This window comes from Nostoc sp. (assembly GCF_041747015.1).
GTDB lineage: Bacteria > Cyanobacteriota > Cyanobacteriia > Cyanobacteriales > Nostocaceae > Nostoc.
Genome location: NZ_JBGTFY010000242.1, coordinates 1 through 20,503, shown reverse-complemented (window position 1 = coordinate 20,503; position 20,503 = coordinate 1). Strand labels below are relative to the sequence as shown.

Below are 20,503 nucleotides of genomic sequence, written 5' to 3'. Positions count from 1 at the left end.
CTACTTAAAGTTTACAGAGCAGATAAGCGACTGAGAAATGTAGGAAAACAAAGAAGATTTAAGGCAGGAGTTCAACTATCTCTATTTACTCATGAGCTTGAAATAAATCCTCAGCTTTGATAACAATTAGTGTGATCATTTGTACTAGAAAGTTCTTCACTCAAATGTATTAAGATCGATATACCAACCTCTGTTGGAACTGTTTTCTATGTCTTTGCAAGAGCTTAAGGAACAAGCCTGTAAACTCTCTGTGAGCGATCGCCTCTACAAAAAAATTCCCTGCATAATAGACAGGGATGTTATTGTAAATTAGGTAAAAACTTAAAAATAAATTTTCACTCCTCAACTCCTAACTCTTTAGCTACTAGCCTGTACAGGTTTCTGTTGGGAAACATTGCCGGGTATAGGTTCGGTTTTGTTCCCTGGTTCTACAGCCGTTAATTCAATATGATTTAACAATGTAGTGACAAATGCAAACAGCAAGAAAGGCAGCGATAGCAGAACGACGAGACCTACCGTTGCTAAGGCATATACTGGTCGTCTTGCACCCATCAATGCCAAGGCTGAGGCCAAACTGATAGTGATTGTGATTAACCAAACAATTATTTGACCATAAATATCGCCAAAGGTCAGGGTACAGACAAACTGATAGTTTTGAGTATTATTATTGTTCATTTGCCTCAAGTCTCTCCTTATAGGTTCTACGTTAGAGCCGTATGTGGCTTTCAGACAATTTCTAAATATTTTTGCAAGGTTTGTAATATCACTTCACAATCAACTTTTTTCGTTACAAAGCACAATTTCTAAATTGAGTGTTTACAGTTTTTCGGGACTGAATAATTTAACATACAACACGACTAACTATCAACGAGGAACATTGTAATTTAATACGTATGATAAATTTAGGACTTACGCACACTCTACAAATTCTCGGCGTTCGGCATCTTGGCGGTTCGATAAATACAGTAATTTATATTATGGTTAATTTGTACAGTGCGTAAGTCCTGTAGGACTTACGCAGTGATGATCGGTCATTGCGAGCGAAACGCAGTGTAGCGTTCGCGTAGCGTCTCGTAGAGAAGCAATCTCGTGAAGACGGGGATTGCTTCTCTACGAGAGGCTGCGCCAACGAGACACTTGTCTGCGACACGCTGCGCGAACGCGAACGCTTCGCTCGCAATGACGAAAATACGTTACCTTTGCTTAAGTCCTGTCCTAGTTGGTTGTAATATCTGTCTTATTGACGCTGGAGATTGTCCAGATGTTGCCTTTGCCGCGGCATTCTGGCTGAAAACTCATTGCAAGCAGCAGTGCTGCCGTTAGCGCAAGCAAAAGAAAGTTGGTATAAATAATTTAGATAACGTTCGTGGGAAGAATTTAGATAGTTACGCGCATCAAATGGAGTAATATTCCAAATTTGTTCAGTTTGCTGTAGTAATCGGTTGTGTTCAGGATTTGTAATTTGAGCGTTGGCACTAGGAATCAAAGTGCAAGTGCTTCCCAACGTAATTATAGAGGCAAGCAAAAGTTTCTTAACCATCAATTTCTCCTTGCTATATCAAAAATGTCATTTTTTTCATAAAATCGTCTAACAATTGCATCCACATACAGTTATACTTTGTTTGCAAAAAGTACTTATATCTTACACTTGTATTTTCTCGTAAATGATTCTGGATTGCTATATTTAATTTTTTTTATAAGTAAACCTTAAGTGCATAAATTCATCAAATTCAGGATGTAAAAACCGATTTTTTGGTGTTAAATTTGAGTGTTGCCCGAATTTGTTGACTTAAATCAACAAAACCCTTTATATCTCGTGGCAATATTGTTTTAGGAGTGAACGTGAATACTATTTCTCTTCGTAAAGGTGTTTTTTGGTTGCCAAGTCTAGCTGCTCTTACAGTCCTGAGTAGCGGCTTATCTGTAGTTGCCCAGACAGTAGATAAGGTGGACACTCAGCCATCAACCGAACCTTCTGTAACCGTAACGTTTCCCAACGAGTTGAGTACAGAACTAGAAGCTAAAAACCAAAACCTCTCTACACAAACAACTGAGCCATCTACAGTAACAAATTTAACTAAAGTCAAACAGCCCGCCAACGCTGCGACACAGGAAAACTCCAGTACAACACTCACACCGGTTCCAGGCACAGTAGCAACCTCATCTACAATGCTCACTTCTGAGTCTGTACAACCAACTTCTCAACCATCTGCTCCGAGAGTGGCGCAATCGAATATTGATTTAGGTGGAGCTACTCGTGGGGGCAGAAGCTATATTGGTGTTGCTGGTAACATCGGTTTGAATGGTGGTGACTCATCTTTAGGTGATGGCAACTTCGCGGTAATCAGTAAAGTCGGACTGACAAATGCCATATCGGTGCGTCCTTCAGCCGTATTTGGGGATAATACTACAATTTTACTTCCGATCACCTACGATTTTTCCTTCCAGTCAACAGATCCTTTTAGCGAATCGTTAGCCATTGCACCTTACATTGGAGTAGGTGCAGCTTACAAAACTGGTGATGATTCGCAATTTGCTTTTTTGGTATCTGGTGGCATTGATGTGCCTCTAAGTTCGCAATTCACGGCAACAGCCACTGTAAATGCTGGATTTTTTGATCAAACTGATATAGGGTTGCTACTAGGAGTTGGTTATAACTTTACTGGCTTTTAGGAGTTAGAAGTTATGAGTTATGAGTTAGTAATGCTTTACTCATAACTCCATAACTTTCTACTTAGGCGTAACTTTGTCAATCACCTTAATTTTGCCATCGTCGCCCACTGTCCAAACATCATAAACACCGACGACATCACCGTTAGCATCAACATCTACGTTGCCGCTAGCTCCTTGATAGTTAATATCTTGACCCTCTTTGAGCAACTTCAGTCCCTCGCAGACATCAGTAACTTCTGTTCCAGGGGCATTGGCAACTTCACGGATTTTGCTGGCGATGCCAACACCTGTATTTTCCTTAGCAGCTTGCGCCGCTAACGTCAATAAAGCAGCCGCATCCCAAGCTTGAGGAGCGTATTCCCCTGGTGAACCGCCCTTTTTCTCCTTCCATAACTTGTTGAAACCCTCTAGTGCTTTCCCATCGGAACCGGGTACTGTACCGATCGCTCCAGTTAAAATATACTTACCATTACTATCTTTGCCAACTTGTTCTGGAAAAGTAGGTGATTTCACGCCATCTGTCAACAGAATCTGCACACCCTTTGCTACACCTTGTTGATAAGCAGCTTTCAGAAAAAGACTCCCAGTTTCAGCGTACAATACTGCCAGAACTGCATCTGGCTTACCAGCAAAAGCAGCAGCAGCTTCAGTGTCAAATGTCTGGGCTTTTGGGTCGTAGCGAACAGGTTTGTTTTTGTTAACTATGGTTCCCCCCAATTTTTCAAAAGTTTGTACAAATGCTTTTTCAAAGCCAACGCCATAGTCGTTGTTAATCACAACTGTAGAAATTCGCTTGAAACCTTTTTGATTCGCAAGTTGGGCTAATGCTAGTGCTTGGTAGGTATCGGGAGGAGCGGTACGCGCCCAAAAGCCTTTAAAGTCATTTTTTTTGGCTTTTTCGGTAAAGACAGGACTGGTGCTGCCAGGAGAAACCAGCATGACTTTATTCGGCGTAGCAATGGAGACTGCTGCACTGGAAACGCTACTGGCAAAGGAACCAACTACCCCCGCAACTTTATCTAAAGTTGCCAGTTTGGTCATACCAGCAGCACCAGCTTTGGGGTCAGTTTGGTCGTCTACTTGCACCAAGGTAACAGGTTCGCCATTCACGCCACTGCAAGCGTTGACCGTATCTACGAGTAAAGGCACAGAACCTAACATCTGCTGTCCAACAGAAGCTAAGTCGCCGGTTGTCGGCAACAGGGAACCAATTTTTAGCCCTTTGGTACTGGCTGTAGTAGTTGAATTTGCGGCTGGGGTAGCGGTACTTGCGTTATTAGCTGTGGGGGTACTGCTATCACCACAAGCCCCAACTAAGAACCCAGTAGCTAGGGTAGCTATACTCAAAGTTAAGGCCGCACTGATTTTTCTCATAAGTCACTTCACTCCTCAGATATTTAGGAGCCTAAAATTAAAATTCAAACTGGATTTTAAAGCTAGCTTGATATTATCAAGGCTCCAAAGGATAAATCATATCATCCCTCTTTGGAAGTAAAAGTATTTACTTCTACATGAGTATTTTCTCTTGGGTACGGAATATACTCTGTTTTTTAAAAGCTGGAAAATGGAGAGGGAGGGATTCGAACCCTCGGTACGGAGTTGCCTGCCGTACAACAGATTAGCAATCTGCCGCTTTCGACCACTCAGCCACCTCTCCTGACTCACGAATAACGATGTTAGCAGAATTATTTGGGAAAGTCAATAGTCATTTGTCATTAGTAGCGACAAATGACTAATTTTTCAAAGCACTTGCGATCGCATCCAAGCCACGGGCAAAGAACGTAACTTTTGCCATTGTGGCACGTAGGCGCGTCGAGTGAAGGCATTGTAATCGTTGCGTTCAATTACGGTTAAAATTCCACTGTAATGCATTAGAGCCGCCCACACAGGCCAACGCCCATCAGAAGATAGGTAGGAAATTCCCTTTTCTGCTTTTCTATAAAACTGTCGTGCCCGATCAATTTGAAAGCGCATCAAGGAACGCCAGCGTTCATCCACCACACCCTCGAACAAATCTTGTTCGGTGTAGTTGAATCTTGCCAAATCTTCTAGGGGAATGTAGATCCGTCCCCTCCGGGCATCCTCGCCGACATCGCGTAAGATGTTGGTAAGTTGCTTGGCAATTCCTAAGGCAATCTCTTCTTCGGTGGGAATATATAGCTGTTGTTCACGGTTCCACGGAGCTATATTTCTGGTAGTATCCAACCCCAAGACTGCTGTTGACATTAAGCCGACAGTGCCAGCAACACGGTAACAGTAGAGGTATAACTCCTCGAAAGTTTCATAACGACTGCGATATAAGTCCATGCGCTGACCGGCAATCATATCCCGAAAGGGCTGAGTGTCCATTGGGAAACGTTGAATGGTATCTACCAAAGCGACATCGAAGTTGTCTAATGGGCGTCCAGCAAACATCGATTCGAGCTGCTGCTCCCATAGGTCTAGGGTTTCTGGTGTGGTGATAGCAGAGGTGGGGCCATCCACCAGTTCATCTAAACGGCGACACCAAGCATAAATTGCCCAAATAGCAGGACGTTTTTCTTTGCTCAGGAGCAAAGTACTGAGGTAAAAAGTCGTGGAATACTTGGCTATGAGGTGACGACAAAGTTCGTAGGACTCGTCCAGAGAGACCAGCGTTTTCATGCGCGGTGGGGATTCAGGCAGTTGCAGCATTCGTTGCGGGCGGTCGGGTGAGCGTTTGCAGGTTTGAGGGATTTGCTACCGGGAGAGCCTCAGAAATCGCCTGCGCTGTTAGCTTACCAGAAAGTACGGCACCTTCCATACTGCCTAAGTAACGTTGCATGGTGTAACTTCCTGCGAGATAGAAGTTGGCAATGGGCGTAACTTGTGCAGGACGGTACTGTTGACGACCTGGGGTCGCTTTGTAAACTGAACGCGGCGTTTTCACTACATGAGATTTCAACAACGTTGCGGGATTATCTCCCCCAAAGTGGTCGGGGAAGAGTTTTTCTAACTCGGCAATTGTTGCAGCCACAATCTCCTCATCGGATTTGGCAATCCAATCTTTTGCCGGGGCTAGAACTAATTCCAGCATCGAGCGATTGGGGTTGGCGTATTCACGGCAGGTATTGCTCATATCAGCATAAACGCTGAGGAGGGGCGATCGCGAAAATAGCAAGTGATCAATTTCTGTAAGTTTCCGGTCAAACCACAGATGCAGGTTAATCACTGGTACCCCTTCCAAGCCTTCTAGCTTCTGGAAAAATTCCATTTGCTTCCAAGGTTTAGGTAATATGACCTTTAAAGGGTCAACCGATATGGCAGATACATACACATCAGCCGTGAAAACTTCATCTTCTGCCCCATTTAACCCCCGAATCAAATATCCTTTGACTGTGCCATCGGCGTTGAGCAAAATCTCTTTCAAGGGGGCATTCAACCGCACTTCCCCACCGCGTTCTGTGATGTAATCGACGATAGGGCTGCATAGCCGTTCTGTGGGAGAACCATCCAAAAACGCAATTTTGGAGCCATATCGTTCTTGCAGAAAGCGATTCAGTGCAGTCAATAGAATGGTTGCCGAAACTTCATCGGGATTGATAAAGGTAAGCGCTTTACAAGCGGCGATAAAAACGTCACTAGTTACCCGCTCGTCAACACCTTGCCTTTTCAACCACTCTAAGAAGCTGTACTTATCCATGTCTTCAACATACTTCTGACCCCGAACTACTGCTGGAAGTAGGCCAATTGCAAACCGAATCTTCTGCTCCCAGGTCAACATATCTTTGTTGCGAAGAATCGACGCAATCACGTTGAAAGGAGATGGAATATCTGGAACATCAAAACGTGAAAGTGTCCCAGGCTTGTCCGGTTGATTGAAAATCAGCGTATGCTGTTTCCACTGGAGTCTGTCTTCAATGCCTAACTCTTTGAGCAATTGCAGCATATTAGGGTATGCCCCAAAAAAGGCGTGTAACCCGGTTTCGTACCAGTCGCCGTCAGAGTCTTTCCACGCCGCAACCAGACCACCCAATACGTCCCGGCTTTCCAAGACAATGGGAGTGTGACCTGCGTCTGTGAGATATTTCGCGCAGGAAAGTCCTGCTAGACCAGCACCCGCGATCGCTACTCGCATTTAACCTTAATGCCCTTCAATATTTCTTAATGGTTTTATCGTTCTCATTATACGTTGCAATCTGTTACATTTGGCAGTCGTTGGGCGATCGCTTTCCTAAAAAACTTTTGCCAAAGAAAATTTTACCTGACACGCACCTGCCAAGAAAAATTGCCAATACCATTATCAGTAATGGTTTACAGCGTACATTTAATCTAGATTTACACCACCAGATACAGAAAGACAAAAGTTATTCTTTTGACTAAAAATAGGTAGTTACAAACTGATGTCTCCAAGTAGTTGATTTCTTTGGTAATCCATGTATTTGCTCTGAGGAAATGTCTGAGGCGTTGGCAAAGACTGCTATTAATTTGCAGTATATTATTCCTTCGTAGACACACCAGTGAGGTAAAAATAAAGACTATATATATTTATCTTTAAGTATTTTAACTGTAGTAATAAGGTAATATCTCTAGAGTGTGCAAATGCTAAAAGTTAGTCAAGCTATTTCGTTACATTATAGTTATTATTTCTTTTGATAAACTAAGTCGTTTTTTCAATATTTACTGAAACATTAAATAAAATATAGCAATCTTGAATCATTCGTGAGAAACAAGATCCCGACTTATAAAAAAAGTCAGGATATGCACAACTAAAGGTAAAGAATTATGGCAGTATTGCAAGAGTTCAAGAGGTTTGGACATCATCTGATTCTGGGTATTTCCGGTACAACATTAAGCGATGATGATAAACGCGCACTTAATGAATTGAAACCTATTGGAGTGATCTTTTTCGCTAAAAACTTTTTGGATAGTACACCTTATCCAGTTTGGCTGGAAAGCTTCAAGGATTTGCACAATCAGATACGAGAATATACTGAACGTGACTCGATGTTTATGACTCTGGATCATGAAGGAGGTCGTGTAATTCGTACACCGTTACCAATCACTCGATTCCCTCATGCTTTATTATTGCGATCGCACGCCCACAAGGTAGCAAAAGCCACAGCAGTAGAACTGAAATCACTGGGAATAAATTTATCCTGGGCACCCGTAGCAGATATTTTTTCCCATCCCAACAACCCTGTGATTGGGACTCGTGCTTTTGGTAACACTTCTGAAAGTGCTGCTCAAGGTGCCCGTGACTACTACCTTGGACTTCGAGAGTTAGGAATTCTGGGATGTGCCAAGCACTTCCCCGGACATGGAGACACCAGCAAGGACTCTCACATCGAGCTACCAATACTCAATTTGACTTTAGAAGAATTGCGACTTCGAGAACTTATACCCTTCAAAGCGCTGATAGAAGTACAGATTCCTTTAATCATGACTGCTCATATTTTATTTCCCAATATAGATTCTGATGTGCCAGCAACACTTTCTCCGGCTATCCTCAAAAACATACTTAGGGGGGAACTTGGCTTTGAAGGAGTAGTTGTATCTGACGACTTAGATATGAAAGCTATCTCCGATATATTTAATAAAGCTGGTACTGTGGCGCAGGCATTTCACGCAGGCTGCGATCTGTTTATTGTCTCGCGGAATATTAATTCTTCATCTACTGAAAGAATTTATCACATTGCCGAAGATTTAGCCAATTCCCTCAGTCAGGGAAATTTAGATGAATCAGTAGTGGAAGCAGCCAGAGAAAGAATCGATAAATTACTGGCAGTAACACCGCAGTATACCGTTGATGCTCTGGATAAAGATATACTACTGCAACACGCTCAACTAGCGATCGCTTGTTCCTGTAAATAATGGGTGGTATAGGGGTCGAACCTATTTCTGCGAGTTAAAAGCTAGCTGCACAGCCGTTATGCCAACCACCCTAATTAATTTAAGCAAAGAAATGAGCTGCTGCGATCGCAAGCCTTGTAGCACCAATGCCAGATATAAATCCACCAGGGAGGTACTGCCCCTCCTATTTCTGTGTTATCAGCACAGCGCCTCACTTTTCGGCTTCAGGTGGATAGTGGAAGATGGAGGAATCGTAGCTTGCTTCCCGAAGGGTACCTGGAATCTTCGCCTTCAAAGGGCGCTATGTTACCAATTACACCACAGGGCTTTATTGCCAGGGCAGGGTTTGAACCTGCAACCTCATCGTTCAGAGCGATGCGACTTACCAATTCGTCCACCCGGCAATGAAAGAAATGGCTGCCCCAGTAGGACTCGAACCTACAACCTCGCGGTTAACAGCCGCTTGCTCTGCCATTGAGCTATGAGGCAACGAAGCCCCCCAGGTTCAGAAAAATTACTTTTAACTGTTAGAAACTGTTAGCAAAACAGCCGAAACTCTAGGTAGCAAACCTATTGTGTATAACAGATATATTCTGTGGTTTTGTTGAGTGCAAACTTAGAATTTTTTTCGTTTATTGCCTCTACTTCTGATAGTTTGCAAGTAGAAATAGCTTTTCTTTTTGTGGACTCTGGTTTATTCCAGCGCCTGTCCTTTAGTTGTAAGAAAAACATGACTTTGACCTTTGGGAAGCTTGTCTTTCACTTCATTACATTTATACTACAAAATACTACAAGCAGTGTCAAGGGGTTTCAGAAAATTTTTTAACTTGTCCAAAAAAGCTTGTCTATTTAGATTTGAACTTGCTAACCCTTCTGAAAAGTTAAACTACAACTAATAATTGGGTGAGTATTTAAAAGCCTGACGTGGCAGACACCTATCTGAAGCGACAAAAAATAATTAGTGTTGTCGCCACGTCTAATAAGAAAAAATACCTAAAAATAAATTACTCATTAGTTGTAGGGTGTGTTATGAAGATAGCTAACACACCCTACAGAATTGGATATTTTTTAATTTGAAGTCCTATATAGCAATCTGATTTGATTTCTGAAATTATTTGCGTAGGCTGGGAGTAGGGAGTAGCGAAGAAGTCTCTTTGAGTTGTACTGAGTTTGTTCAAAAATCAAATATGAGTTCTATAACAAGCTGCTGCGCGTCTACACTTTTACTATTACAACTTGTAGTTCTGTGTTGAGAAGCTGTTTCTCTTCTGCTGTAGTTGACGTGCGTAGGCGTAGCCCGTCGTAGACATCGCATCTACACTAAAAAAGCATACAAGCTTTGTGCTATCCAAATCACTACTAATGATCACGACTTAAATGATCAAGCCTGGGACGATTAATCCCAGGCTCTTGATTACCGAAACCTTTTCTCAGTCATATATGCGATGACTTGAACTATAGGTTCCAGCGATTTTGATTTGTATCCTACACGAGTCAACATAACTGGTATAAGATGTCAAATGCGTCGGCGATCGCTGAGGACAAACTACTATTCAAATAATGCCCCAGCTTTTAATTTAATTACCTGTAGCAGGAGTATTGGGCGAAGTAGAGCCTGGTTGGGTGCTGCTGCCAGGAGCGCCAGACTCAGATGGAGTAACGGTTCCTGGTGCTGGAGTTAAGTTGCTAGGAGTGCCAGACTCAGATGGGGTAATCATTCCTGGTGCTGGAGTACTTTCAGGAGTGCCAGATTCAGATGGGGTAACGCTTCCTGGTACTGGAGTACTTTCAGGAGTGCCAGACTCAGATGGGGTGATGGTTCCTGGCGCTGGAGTTAAGTTGCTAGGGGTGCCAGATTCAGATGGGGTGATGGTTCCTGGCGCTGGAGTGCTTTCAGGAGTAACAGACTCAGATGGGGTGATGGTTTCTGGTGCAGTTGTGCTATTAGGAGTGGTGGTGCTATCAGGCGTGGTTTCTACTGGTATCGTAGTGCTGCTAGGAGCGCTAGGTGTGAGTGCTGTGCCACCGGGACAGCGGGAGTTGAGCGGGAAATTCACGCACAGAAGTTTCATTCCTTCTGGCGACATCTTAATTTCCGCTGGTGCATTAGTGGAGTCGCCACTGGCTTGAGCTATGGGGGATTTACTGGATTCGGCTACAGCAACATTAGCGGTGAGCGCCAAAGATAGAGCTGTACCAATCATGGTCAGAGATTTTCCCATCATTCTAAAATTAACCTTAACGGAACACTCGGACTATTAGAACAGACAATAAGATTTAGAAAATCTTCCTAAATGAAGATGTTTAATTTTGTTTCGGAATATAGGGATATGTAGAAGTGATAAGAATTAAATGTGTTGTTCATTGAGAAGTAGTGTTTAAAAATACAAAAGTAAAAATCTTGTTTGTAGTTATTGAACCACTAATAGTAATACACACAATAAGCCTTAGAGAATGGAGACAAAATTTATGTCTCTAGAAAGAAGTGACAAAAATTACAAATTGAGTCTTTTTATTCCATAATATTTAAGTATAAATTAAGCCAAAAAATTCCGTATAGCTAATTTATGCTTTGGCTTATGAGTAAAATGATGAAAGACTAACATCTAAAATTGTAATTCGCTCGATTCTTCACTAAAAACTGTCATGTGAATAGCCGATGAGTTCTCCGCTACCTCCTCAAAAGCCACAAACGTTACTTGGTCAACTGACTCAAGCAGTACATACTATCCAAGCTAGGGTCGATTTTTCTAAATTGGCGCTCAAGCCTAATGCCAAAGTACCGGAACTCTGGGTGCAGGATGCGGGGGCGGATAAAGCAGAGGTATATCCACTGTTGGGCGATCGCTATCTTCTAGGTCGTAGCTCCAAATCCAGCGATATCGTCATCCGTAACCCTGTTGTCAGCCAAATTCACCTGTCGCTATCGCGGAATTCTAATCAGCGCACACCAGTTTTCATCATCAAAGACGAAAACTCCACCAATGGCATCTATCGGGGCAAGCGTCGTGTCAATTCCCTAGAACTGCGTCATGGCGATATTCTCACCCTGGGGCCACCAGAACTGGCTGCTTCTGTGCGGTTGCAATATGTCGATCCACCAGCTTGGTATTTCAAAGCTGCAAGTTTGACAGCTTATGGTGTCGGCGGTGTCAGCGCTCTGTTGGCGTTGGTGATTGGGGTTGAATGGCTGAAATTTTCAGTCAGACCCCTCCCTACAGCCACTCGCGCCCCAGTAGTTGTTTATGCTCGTGATGGAGCTACTCCCTTGCGAGAGCCCCGGACTACCTCTCACGTAGATATGAAGCGATTAGGGGAATTTGGCCCTTATTTGCCTGCTGCGGTCGTGGCTTCAGAGGATAGTCGTTATTACTGGCACTTTGGGGTTGACCCTCTGGGGATTTTACGAGCAGTGTTGATCAATAGCCGCAGCAAAGATGTGCAACAAGGAGCCAGTACAGTTACCCAGCAAGTCGCTCGCAGTTTGTTCCGCGAGTATGTAGGCAGACAGGATACCCTTGGACGCAAATTGCGGGAGGCGATTGTCGCCTTGAAGCTAGAAACCTTTTACAGCAAAGATCAAATTTTGCTGATGTACTTAAATCGGGTTTTTTTGGGGGGGGATACCTCTGGTTTTGAGGATGCATCCCGATATTATTTTGAGAAGTCGGCTAAAGAATTAACTTTGGCAGAAGCAGCAACATTGGTAGGAATTTTACCTGCTCCTAACGCTTTCGATTTTTGTGGAGATGGACCAAATAAGCTAGAAGCAGCTGAATACCGGAATCGCGTGATCAAGCGGTTGCTGGAGATGGGCAAAATTAAAGCTGAGGATGCGAACAGAGCTAGACGCTCCACCGTCCAAGTTAGTCCTAAAGTCTGTGAACAGCAAGCCAAAACCATCGCGCCTTATTTTTACAATTACGTCTTCTCTGAACTTGAATCAATCTTGGGAGAAGGAGCGGCAAAAGAAGGCAACTATATCATTGAAACCCAACTTGATCCAGCAATACAGAACCAAGCAGAAGCAGCGTTGCGGAATTCAGTGAACAACGCTGGTGCAAGTTTTAATTTTTCTCAAGGGGCGGTGGTCACTCTTGACTCTAGTACCGGCAGCATCCTCGCAATGGTGGGCGGGACTGATTACAGAAAAAGTCAATTCAATCGGGCTGTTCAAGCCCAAAGACAACCAGGTTCTACCTTCAAAATCTTTGCTTATACCGCCGCTATTCAACAGGGAATTTCAGAATCAAAAAGTTATTCTTGCGCCCCTTTAACTTGGCAAGGCTTCACCTACAAACCCTGTCGGGCTGGTGCTGGTGCTACTTTAGATATTGCCACTGGGCTGGCTCTTTCCGAAAATCCTATCGCCTTGCGAGTTGCCAGAGCAATCGGGCTGGATAAAGTAGTGGCGATGGCGCAGCGTTTGGGAATAAAGTCAAACCTCGATGCGGTTCCTGGCTTAGTGCTAGGTCAAAGCGTGGTCAATGTTTTGGAAATGACTGGTGCATTCGGCGCTATTGGCAATCGCGGTGTGTGGAATCCTCCCCATGCCATTAGCCGAATTTTAGACAGTGGTGATTGCCGCGATCGCAATGATATCAAAACCTGCCGTGTAATCTATTCCTTCGACCAAGATCCAGATGCCAACAAACGAGTGCTACCAAATGGTGTAGCCGATGAGATGACTAGTTTGATGCGTGGCGTAATCACCAGAGGTACTGGTCGTAGCGCTGCCATTGGACTGAGAGAAGCTGGCAAAACTGGCACGACCGATAAAAACGTTGACTTATGGTTCATCGGTTTTATCCCCAGTCGGCGGCTTGTAACTGGTGTTTGGTTAGGAAACGACAATAATTCCCCTACATCTGGCAGCAGCGCTCAAGCAGCCCAGTTATGGGGCAATTATATGGGGCGGATTACAAGGTAAATGGGCATTGGGCATTGGGTATTGGGTATTGGGGAGAGAGTTAAGTCTCTACTCCCTACTCCCTATGGATTTTAGATAAGCATTGAGCTTGGGTAATAGTTCATCAAGAATTGGTTTAAATCTGTTTACCTGTTCATTTGTCAATAACTGTCTGGCGTAGGCTAACCTCAGCCACCTTATTGTTTCATACAAAGACCCTCTCGCAATCTTGACAAAACGTCGATTGTCTTGGTCATTGTACCTACCTCTACCTTCTGCGATGTTCGCACAAACACTATCAGCAGACCGAACAATTTGCTTGCCTAGTGTATCTTTAGTGAAATTGTCCCATCCTTTAACAATATGCCAAATTTCATTAGCTAGCTTCTCAGCAAGTTGATAAACTTCTAAGTCCTCAAAATCAGGTCTTTTCACAAAATTCCATTGATCATTTATTGATCAATAGTTCCCAGTTCCCAGTTCCCAATGCCCAAATTATTGATATCCCTGCCAAGGAGCGACTTCCAGTTTGCCGCTAGGCTTGAATATCACTTGGAAGTGGGCAAGAGGTTCTTTATCATTGGGAGCAGCTACATTAGAACCGTAAATATCATTGAACATCTTCGGAAGGGGTGTTTCCCGGAAATAGTCAAAGGCGACTTGGTTAAGTGGTTCATAGTCAGCAATTACACCATCTTTATTCACTGCTACCCGATATTTCAAATCTCGCGTAAAGGTGGGAGTGCCGCCCCAAGATTGGCGAACTGTACTATAAAGCTTTTGGTTTAAACCTTTGACTATATTAGAGTCAGTAATTTTTGCGCCGACTACCTCAGGTGTCCTAGCATATCCCCGCCAAGGACTCACTTCTAGCACATTTTGTGTAGTAAAGACTACCCGAAATTGGGCGATCGGTTCATTGGAAATGGGAGCGCGGTTAGCAGGATTGTAAAGTAGGTTGGGCAGGGGAGTTTGCCCTACTCCTAGATTCGCCTCTTTATTCAGCGCTTTATAACCAACGATCGCTCCATCCGCAGCTACACCCAGACGATAAATCAAATCCTGTTGCAATTCTGAACGCTTAGTCCAAGCTGGATGAATTTGATTATACACTTGACGATTTAATGCCCGCAGCTGGGATGGATCAGTAATTTCCGAAACTGTATTTAGAAGTGCTTCTAAATCTTTAACTTGGGGCTTTGCATTAGGTGTGGGCGTTGCAGCAACGGTGGAAATCGGAGTTGCTGATGCTAAAGGAGTGACGCTTTTTGTTGTAGAGCTAGTTTGCTCATCTGGCTTGGGCTGTGGTGGACGCATTTCGGGAGGTGCAATCAAGTTAAAAGCGATCGCTGCTACTGCCAAACTTGATACTCCCACAGCAGCAGGAAGAGCCTGCTTAATCAAAGCCTGACTAGCACCGCCATAGCCTCTAGTAACTGGTTGTAGTTCTAGGGAAAGTTCTGGTAAAGTTTGGGTATCAGCAAAAAACTGATCTACTGCTTCCACTAAATCAAACAACTGTACTGTATTCAAATCTATTTCAATAGGCGCACGTTTTGAATTGTTAGGGTGATCGAACCCCTCTGAAGCACCTTCTGAATGTATAATTAATCTGTGTCGGTTACTGTCTATTTTCTGAAACTCTACAAGCTCCGATTCATGGTTGTGTGCTTGCGGATTTGGTACACTACTTAAAAATTCTTGGGCATAGCCACTAACAGCCCTCACCAAACTTTCAAAAAATTCCCGTCCTCCTGTTAGAGGTTGATTGTAACCAGATAAAGAGCATTCTGCATTTACCAATATTGATAATTCCGGGCGCATTTCCTGGAACTGTGCAGCCCTAGTCACATCACTTAACCCTTCTAAAAGCAGTGTACAATTAGGTAGGCTGTACTTACGTTGAATATTCATTCCACTTCACCGTCAAAAAGACTAATCCAGAATCGCTGCATTCCAGCTGTACCGGTACAAAATAGTAATTGTCCTAACAAATTTATCGCTAGCTCATCTAATTTTTGATCAGAACTTAATGCCAGTAAACCAGAACGTCGAGTATTCATCCGGCTCTTAAAATGCGCTCTAAAGCGCTCTAAGTAATTAGATAACCGCAAATTCTGTTCTAAGGGAATCTGCTTTTCTTCCATTTGTTGACTGATCATTAGTAACTGGCGGATGACAACAGTTAAACGCCGCGCTATGTAGCAAGCGATCGCCACCAAAGCTTTAGCTTCTATGATAGTTAAGGGACGGCGCATATGCGCTCTTCGTAGCGGATTAGAGCTACGCATCCGCCATAAATTCACCCTGTCTTTAATAATTCCTTTCAGCTCCAACTCTTGAGCAAAAGCCAGGATTGCTTCTGAACCACCAAGCTCTAAAGCTTCAATTGCCAGTAAAATTAGGTCAATTTGTAACCGGGTTCTCCGAGGACACGTCTTAGAGGCGATCGCCGGATCTGGTAAAGTGTCCAGAATCGTCGGCAGTGACTCTGGAGTTGGACTGTTGAACGGCGTTAAACTTGCGGAAACATTCATTCTCTAAAATACCTTGTGCGGTTCCAACAGACTAGATAAAACAAATTTAAGATCGGTAGCCAAGACTTGAGGATTAAACTTGTGGCAATAACATGACCACCTGAATATATACATTACTCAACTCTCTCTACTTAAAGGTTTCCCTATATTGAAATCAAAGTTTTAAAACTTAAGTTAATCCATCTCATTTGTTAGTGCAATACCTTTCCTCGCTTGGTTTAGATTCTAATTACCGTCAATGAAGGGTGAAGCTTCAGCCCCGACCCCAGCGTATGACATTATAGTGTACGATTTTTCAGGTATCTGAAATTATCTATTGGGCATTGGGTATTGGGCATTGGGCATTGGTTATTAATTCTTCTCCCTCATCTCCCCCATTCTCCATTTCCTATTCTCTATGCCCCATGCCCCATGCCCCATTCCCCATTCCTCACTACCTATTTTATGGATTTGAAGTCTCTGGTTCGTGACATTCCAGATTTCCCCAAACCTGGAATTTTATTTCGGGATATTACTACCCTACTGCGCGATCCAGAGGGATTGCGCTACACTATTGACTTTTTAACACAAAAATGCAAAGAAGCTGAAATGAGGCTGGATTATGTCATCGGTATTGAGTCGAGGGGATTCATTTTTGGCTCACCTCTGGCTTATAAATTAGGAGTTGGTTTTATTCCCGTCCGCAAAAAAGGTAAGTTACCAGGAGAGGTTCACTCAATTGAATATCAACTAGAGTATGGTACAGACTGCCTAGAAGTACATCAAGACGCTTTACAGCAAGGTAGCCGAGTTTTGATTGTGGACGATTTGATTGCCACGGGTGGAACTGCGAGTGCAACAGCAAAGTTGGTGCAGAAGATTGGCTGCGAACTGGTGGGGTTTGGGTTTATCATCGAGCTACGGGATTTACAAGGACGTAAATATCTGCCGGATGTACCGATTATCTCTTTAATTGAATATTAGTCATAGGTCATTAGACAAATGACAAAGGACAAAGGACAAATGACATCTACGAGAATTTCCTTGGAGACAGGTCGGGATTGGCTAATCAGGCTAGTCACGAGCGAAACTTTTGTTTATGTGGCAAAGCGGGTATTGCAGGCACTACTGACTTTGTTTTTAGCGTCAGCGTTATCGTTTTTCATAATTCAACTCGCTCCTGGTGATTATGTAGATACGCTCCGGCAAAATCCGAAGATATCTCCAGAAAGAATTGAGGAAATTAAGCGGCAATTTGGTCTGGATAAGTCTTGGCCAGAGCAATTTTGGCTGTGGCTATGGCGAATCTTAACAAAGGGCGATTTTGGCACGAGCTTTATTTATCAACGTTCAGTGGCATCGCTATTGTGGGAACGGGTACCAGCGACTTTGCTACTAGCGATCGCATCCTTAATTATTACGTGGGCGATCGCTATCCCTCTGGGAATCTTTGCCGCAGTGAAACAAAATAAGCCAGCAGACCGAATTTTACAGGTGATTAGCTACGCCGGACAAGGCTTTCCCAGTTTCATCACCGCCTTAGCATTGCTGGTTTTTGCCCAAATTACCTCGCCGATATTCCCAGTCGGTAGTATGACTAGCATCAATCACTCAGAATTGTCGTGGTTTGGCAGAATCTTAGATGTTGGCTGGCACATGATTTTACCCACGATCGCCCTCTCAATTACTAGTTTTGCTGGCTTACAGCGCATCACTCGTGGCGAATTATTGGATGTTCTACGTCAAGATTACATCCAAACGGCTCGTGCGAAAGGTCTGCCAGAAAACCGTGTCATCTACGTTCATGCTCTCCGCAATGCGATAAATCCCTTGATTACCTTATTGGGTTTTGAATTAGCTGGTTTATTAAACGGTGCCTTCATTGCCGAATTTTTCTTCAACTGGCCCGGTTTAGGGAGGTTGACCTTACAGGCTTTACAAGCTCAAGATTTATATTTGTTAATGGCAAGTTTGGTGATGGGCGCAGTATTGCTGATTGTTGGTAATTTAATCGCTGACTTAATGTTAAAAGCAGCCGATCCCCGAATTCGCCTAGAAAATCTCAATTAGTCATCCCCATGCTGTCCGAAGTCTATTACTTGGTACGCTCAAAAACTGACGGTAATTATCTCATCGCTCGTCCTGACACCGAAACATCAGGTTATTTATTGCTGTTTCGGGAAAACTTTGATGCCTTAAGCTATCTCAACACACACGCCGCAGAAGTGGCAAATCGCTTTGCGGTGGAATCTATTCCAGGTATACAGTTAGGAAACTTGCTCAAACGCTGGGGTTTTAGTGGTGTGGGTATCGTGACTGACCCGTTATTGCCTAAAGTTGAGTTTTTACAGCAAAATTAAATTTATGAATTAGCAAGGCTCTGAGGAAGACGTTAAAATTGGCAAAATTGACAGTGGTTGGCTAGAAAAATAAATCACACTCAACTGTGGTTGTTTAACAATAGGCCAGCCATGACAATTATTACCTTATAGATAATGCTCAACAGTTTCTTTGCTAATCATTTGACGTGTGCTTTAAGTTTCGCTAATGTTAGCTGTATTTAATCGCTGCTTAATCTTCGTTTTTATTATCAGAATCTTCTAACTCACATTCTGCAAGCAGATTATCAATACTTTCAGGAAAATCCCCATTCTCTACTTTTTTGCTAAAAACTTGATAACAATCTTTTTTATCGCCTTCCTTTCGAGGATAACCTAACCAAAAAAAAATAATAATTTTTTGTTCTTTGAATGCTCTAAAAAATAATCTATATCGTTCAGGTAGCCCCATTTTTTTTAGACGACTATACTTTTGTAATGGTTTTTGCAAAGCAAAGTGACTAGCAAAAGGGTCTTGAGGAATTTTTTCTTTAATGCCAATATTCAATGCTTTTAATAATTTGACATCTGAATGTGTAATAAATTCTTCTTCAGATAACTCATTTTTTAAAATACGAACCCTATTACGCAATTCTACCCATTGTTTAACGAACAATGGGTAGAAAAAAATCTGCCAACCATTACAAGTGAATGCAGCCATTAATCTATAACTACATCAGCCAGTAAATCATCCATTTCATCGCTCATTTCTTGAGTATAAGGAACGAGTTGAGAAGGGTTCTGCATAGCATCCTTCATCAGAAAGTCAAGAAAAAGGCTCATCATAATGCCCTCATCTTCATCAGCTTCATCAACATTATCAGTTTCTAATCTAACTAAGAACGTGTTATCAGATAGCACTTCAATATGACCTGAAGCATTAGCTAAATGGGGATAGTCTTTAGAGAATGCGCGAGGTAGACGAAACCCATCTTGATTTCCTACCTTTGCATGAGTTATGGGATAACTTTTTACAGCCATGAGCTAATTCCTAACTAGGAAGATACTAGGCATTCAAATATAATACCTAGAACTATAAATTTGATGTGAGAAGTTATGTTTTGTTATAACAACTGTTATAACTTACAACTAAACCATAACAGATTGCATAAAAAAAGACTAGAAGTTAATATAAGATTTTTTGATTAAGTGCATATACTTATTAAACCAAATTGATATAAACCTCTGAACCCTATATACAGACTTGGAACCGAACCATAACATATAAAAAAGACAGGCTTGTTGCCTGTCCTACAAAGAATGATTTAGCAAAGAATTTAGAAATTCATCTCAGCAGCTTGGACTTTTTCAACCTGCTTTTTCTTCAGCACGAGCATAACTTGAGCCAACATCACAAGAGCGATGAACGCAATCAACCATTTGACTCTAGAGGCGTCTTGCAATACAATTTCTGCATCTTGTTGACCGAATCCACCGACGACGTTCGGGTTATTGGTCAAAGCATCACCAGTTTTAACTGCTTGCCCTTCGGAAACAATTAGTTCTGGCCCTAAAGGAATCGTATCAACGACAACATCACCCGATTCAGGTTGGATGGTGACTAGATATTTAACGTTACCGTCTCCATCTTCCTCTTTAGCAATCTTGGTAATTGTGCCAGTAGCGGAGGAGTTGTAAACAGTGTTGTTGCTCTTTTCGCCAGTGGGATAAACTTGTCCGCGTCCCCGATTAGCACCTACGTGAACTGAATATTTACCGAAGTGGATGTTTTTGTCGGTTGCTGGGTTGGGAGAAAGAACTGGGAAGACGATTTCTTGATATTGTTCACCGGGTATAGGCCCGACGAGGACAATATTTTCTTTGCCTTCGCTGTAGGGTAGGAAGTAAGTCTCGCCAACTTCTTTTTTAAGTTCTTCGGAAAGACGGTCTTCAGGAGCAATCTTAAAACCTTCGGGTAGCATTAGTACAGCACCGACGTTCAAGCCAACTTTAGAACCATCGGCACCAACCTGCTGGGCACTGGTATCGTAGGGAATTTTCACTACAGCTTTGAATACAGTGTCAGGTAATATCGATTGGGGAACTTCCACTTCTGTAGGCTTGGCTGCTAGGTGACAGTTGGCACAAACAATCCGCCCGGTTGGTTCGCGGGGGGTTTCGGGATAGGTTTGCTGTGCCCAGTAGGGATAGGCGGCAGCAGATTGGGGAAGGGCTAGATCGCTGGTGAAGTAAAATGTCACAGTAGCGATCGCTAT

18 protein-coding genes and 4 tRNA genes are annotated in these 20,503 nt (G+C 43.0%); 6 read left to right on the top strand and 16 right to left on the bottom strand.

What is annotated here, in order from left to right:
• Positions 1 to 357: 357 nt before the first annotated feature.
• Positions 358 to 675: a hypothetical protein gene (locus tag ACEW80_RS19615; protein ID WP_373528194.1), complete on the bottom strand. Its 318-nt coding sequence runs from the start codon at positions 673 to 675 to the stop codon at positions 358 to 360.
• A 562-nt stretch (positions 676 to 1,237) separates the two neighbouring features.
• The gene (locus tag ACEW80_RS19610) at positions 1,238 to 1,540 is read right to left on the bottom strand and encodes a hypothetical protein (protein WP_373528193.1); all 303 of its coding nucleotides are present in this window, start codon (positions 1,538 to 1,540) and stop codon (positions 1,238 to 1,240) included.
• Between the two features lie 302 nt (positions 1,541 to 1,842).
• Here ACEW80_RS19610 and ACEW80_RS19605 point away from each other — a divergent pair, with 302 nt between their 5' ends.
• A complete protein-coding gene (locus ACEW80_RS19605; RefSeq protein ID WP_373528192.1) occupies positions 1,843 to 2,673 on the top strand; it encodes a hypothetical protein in 831 nt (276 codons plus the stop codon).
• A gap of 57 nt (positions 2,674 to 2,730) precedes the next feature.
• Here ACEW80_RS19605 and ACEW80_RS19600 read toward each other — a convergent pair whose 3' ends face one another.
• The 4 genes from ACEW80_RS19600 to pds all read right to left on the bottom strand — a co-directional run bounded on the left by ACEW80_RS19600 (position 2,731) and on the right by pds (position 6,769).
• A complete protein-coding gene (locus tag ACEW80_RS19600) occupies positions 2,731 to 4,047 on the bottom strand; it encodes an ABC transporter substrate-binding protein (protein ID WP_373528191.1) in 1,317 nt (438 codons plus the stop codon).
• A gap of 191 nt (positions 4,048 to 4,238) precedes the next feature.
• A tRNA-Ser gene (locus tag ACEW80_RS19595) sits at positions 4,239 to 4,330 on the bottom strand.
• Positions 4,331 to 4,413: 83 nt separating this feature from the next.
• On the bottom strand, positions 4,414 to 5,346 hold the full coding sequence (crtB, locus tag ACEW80_RS19590) for a 15-cis-phytoene synthase CrtB (protein WP_373528190.1): 933 nt from the start codon (positions 5,344 to 5,346) through the stop codon (positions 4,414 to 4,416).
• A complete protein-coding gene (gene pds / locus ACEW80_RS19585) occupies positions 5,330 to 6,769 on the bottom strand; it encodes a 15-cis-phytoene desaturase (protein ID WP_373528189.1) in 1,440 nt (479 codons plus the stop codon). The genes crtB and pds overlap by 17 nt, the downstream gene beginning before the upstream one ends.
• A 647-nt stretch (positions 6,770 to 7,416) precedes the next feature.
• Between pds and nagZ the strand changes: the two genes are divergently transcribed.
• Complete coding sequence (gene nagZ / locus ACEW80_RS19580) at positions 7,417 to 8,505, top strand: beta-N-acetylhexosaminidase (RefSeq protein WP_373528188.1); 1,089 nt, start codon at positions 7,417 to 7,419, stop codon at positions 8,503 to 8,505.
• Here nagZ and ACEW80_RS19575 read toward each other — a convergent pair.
• The 4 genes from ACEW80_RS19575 to ACEW80_RS19560 form a co-directional block, all read right to left on the bottom strand.
• Positions 8,506 to 8,576 (bottom strand) — tRNA-Lys (locus ACEW80_RS19575). It abuts the gene before it with no gap.
• A 239-nt stretch (positions 8,577 to 8,815) separates the two neighbouring features.
• Positions 8,816 to 8,888: transfer RNA gene (locus ACEW80_RS19570), tRNA-Gln, on the bottom strand.
• Between the two features lie 10 nt (positions 8,889 to 8,898).
• Positions 8,899 to 8,973 (bottom strand) — tRNA-Asn (locus ACEW80_RS19565).
• A 1,088-nt stretch (positions 8,974 to 10,061) separates the two neighbouring features.
• Positions 10,062 to 10,688, bottom strand: coding sequence for a hypothetical protein (locus ACEW80_RS19560; protein WP_373528187.1), 627 nt, complete (start codon positions 10,686 to 10,688; stop codon positions 10,062 to 10,064).
• Positions 10,689 to 11,143: 455 nt separating this feature from the next.
• Here ACEW80_RS19560 and ACEW80_RS19555 point away from each other — a divergent pair, with 455 nt between their 5' ends.
• A complete protein-coding gene (locus ACEW80_RS19555; protein WP_373528186.1) occupies positions 11,144 to 13,414 on the top strand; it encodes a transglycosylase domain-containing protein in 2,271 nt (756 codons plus the stop codon).
• 48 nt (positions 13,415 to 13,462) lie between these two features.
• Here ACEW80_RS19555 and ACEW80_RS19550 read toward each other — a convergent pair whose 3' ends face one another.
• The 3 genes from ACEW80_RS19550 to ACEW80_RS19540 are packed head-to-tail and all read right to left on the bottom strand — an operon-like array spanning position 13,463 to position 15,930.
• Positions 13,463 to 13,828 carry a four helix bundle protein gene (locus ACEW80_RS19550; protein ID WP_373528185.1) on the bottom strand — a complete coding sequence of 122 codons (366 nt, stop codon included), beginning with the start codon at positions 13,826 to 13,828 and terminating at the stop codon, positions 13,463 to 13,465.
• A 60-nt stretch (positions 13,829 to 13,888) separates the two neighbouring features.
• A complete protein-coding gene (locus ACEW80_RS19545; RefSeq protein WP_373528184.1) occupies positions 13,889 to 15,307 on the bottom strand; it encodes a DUF4335 domain-containing protein in 1,419 nt (472 codons plus the stop codon).
• Positions 15,304 to 15,930, bottom strand: coding sequence for a DUF3038 domain-containing protein (locus ACEW80_RS19540; protein WP_373528183.1), 627 nt, complete (start codon positions 15,928 to 15,930; stop codon positions 15,304 to 15,306). Before ACEW80_RS19540 ends, ACEW80_RS19545 begins: the two co-directional genes overlap by 4 nt.
• A gap of 444 nt (positions 15,931 to 16,374) precedes the next feature.
• Here ACEW80_RS19540 and ACEW80_RS19535 point away from each other — a divergent pair, with 444 nt between their 5' ends.
• Genes ACEW80_RS19535 through ACEW80_RS19525 form a run of 3 tightly spaced genes read left to right on the top strand, consistent with a single transcriptional unit; the run spans position 16,375 to position 18,269 of the window.
• The gene (locus ACEW80_RS19535; RefSeq protein WP_373528195.1) at positions 16,375 to 16,893 is read left to right on the top strand and encodes an adenine phosphoribosyltransferase; all 519 of its coding nucleotides are present in this window, start codon (positions 16,375 to 16,377) and stop codon (positions 16,891 to 16,893) included.
• A gap of 39 nt (positions 16,894 to 16,932) precedes the next feature.
• Positions 16,933 to 17,979, top strand: a complete 1,047-nt coding sequence (locus tag ACEW80_RS19530; RefSeq protein WP_373528182.1) for an ABC transporter permease — start codon at positions 16,933 to 16,935, stop codon at positions 17,977 to 17,979.
• Between the two features lie 8 nt (positions 17,980 to 17,987).
• Positions 17,988 to 18,269, top strand: a complete 282-nt coding sequence (locus ACEW80_RS19525) for a hypothetical protein (RefSeq protein ID WP_373528181.1) — start codon at positions 17,988 to 17,990, stop codon at positions 18,267 to 18,269.
• Positions 18,270 to 18,480: 211 nt separating this feature from the next.
• On the opposite strand, the gene ACEW80_RS19520 is transcribed toward ACEW80_RS19525, so the two are convergent.
• From ACEW80_RS19520 to petA, 3 genes are all read right to left on the bottom strand, one after another.
• Positions 18,481 to 18,948: a type II toxin-antitoxin system YhaV family toxin gene (locus tag ACEW80_RS19520; protein WP_373528180.1), complete on the bottom strand. Its 468-nt coding sequence runs from the start codon at positions 18,946 to 18,948 to the stop codon at positions 18,481 to 18,483.
• On the bottom strand, positions 18,948 to 19,268 hold the full coding sequence (locus ACEW80_RS19515) for a hypothetical protein (RefSeq protein WP_373528179.1): 321 nt from the start codon (positions 19,266 to 19,268) through the stop codon (positions 18,948 to 18,950). The genes ACEW80_RS19520 and ACEW80_RS19515 overlap by 1 nt, the downstream gene beginning before the upstream one ends.
• 296 nt (positions 19,269 to 19,564) lie before the next feature.
• On the bottom strand, positions 19,565 to 20,503 hold a 939-nt coding region (gene petA, locus ACEW80_RS19510), incomplete at its 5' end, for a cytochrome f (protein ID WP_373528178.1).

Excerpts from the sequence above, each read along its gene's own strand:
- ACEW80_RS19610 (WP_373528193.1), bottom strand. The coding sequence starts at position 1,540 with ATGGTTAAGAAACTTTTGCTTGCCTCTATAATTACGTTGGGAAGCACT.
- ACEW80_RS19520 (WP_373528180.1), bottom strand. The coding sequence starts at position 18,948 with ATGGCTGCATTCACTTGTAATGGTTGGCAGATTTTTTTCTACCCATTG.
- ACEW80_RS19530 (WP_373528182.1), top strand. The coding sequence starts at position 16,933 with ATGACATCTACGAGAATTTCCTTGGAGACAGGTCGGGATTGGCTAATC.
- ACEW80_RS19560 (WP_373528187.1), bottom strand. The coding sequence starts at position 10,688 with ATGATTGGTACAGCTCTATCTTTGGCGCTCACCGCTAATGTTGCTGTA.
- ACEW80_RS19615 (WP_373528194.1), bottom strand. The coding sequence starts at position 675 with ATGAACAATAATAATACTCAAAACTATCAGTTTGTCTGTACCCTGACC.
- nagZ (WP_373528188.1), top strand. The coding sequence starts at position 7,417 with ATGGCAGTATTGCAAGAGTTCAAGAGGTTTGGACATCATCTGATTCTG.
- ACEW80_RS19555 (WP_373528186.1), top strand. The coding sequence starts at position 11,144 with ATGAGTTCTCCGCTACCTCCTCAAAAGCCACAAACGTTACTTGGTCAA.
- ACEW80_RS19540 (WP_373528183.1), bottom strand. The coding sequence starts at position 15,930 with ATGAATGTTTCCGCAAGTTTAACGCCGTTCAACAGTCCAACTCCAGAG.
- ACEW80_RS19515 (WP_373528179.1), bottom strand. The coding sequence starts at position 19,268 with ATGGCTGTAAAAAGTTATCCCATAACTCATGCAAAGGTAGGAAATCAA.
- crtB (WP_373528190.1), bottom strand. The coding sequence starts at position 5,346 with ATGCTGCAACTGCCTGAATCCCCACCGCGCATGAAAACGCTGGTCTCT.
- ACEW80_RS19535 (WP_373528195.1), top strand. The coding sequence starts at position 16,375 with ATGGATTTGAAGTCTCTGGTTCGTGACATTCCAGATTTCCCCAAACCT.
- ACEW80_RS19545 (WP_373528184.1), bottom strand. The coding sequence starts at position 15,307 with ATGAATATTCAACGTAAGTACAGCCTACCTAATTGTACACTGCTTTTA.
- ACEW80_RS19600 (WP_373528191.1), bottom strand. The coding sequence starts at position 4,047 with ATGAGAAAAATCAGTGCGGCCTTAACTTTGAGTATAGCTACCCTAGCT.
- pds (WP_373528189.1), bottom strand. The coding sequence starts at position 6,769 with ATGCGAGTAGCGATCGCGGGTGCTGGTCTAGCAGGACTTTCCTGCGCG.
- ACEW80_RS19525 (WP_373528181.1), top strand. The coding sequence starts at position 17,988 with ATGCTGTCCGAAGTCTATTACTTGGTACGCTCAAAAACTGACGGTAAT.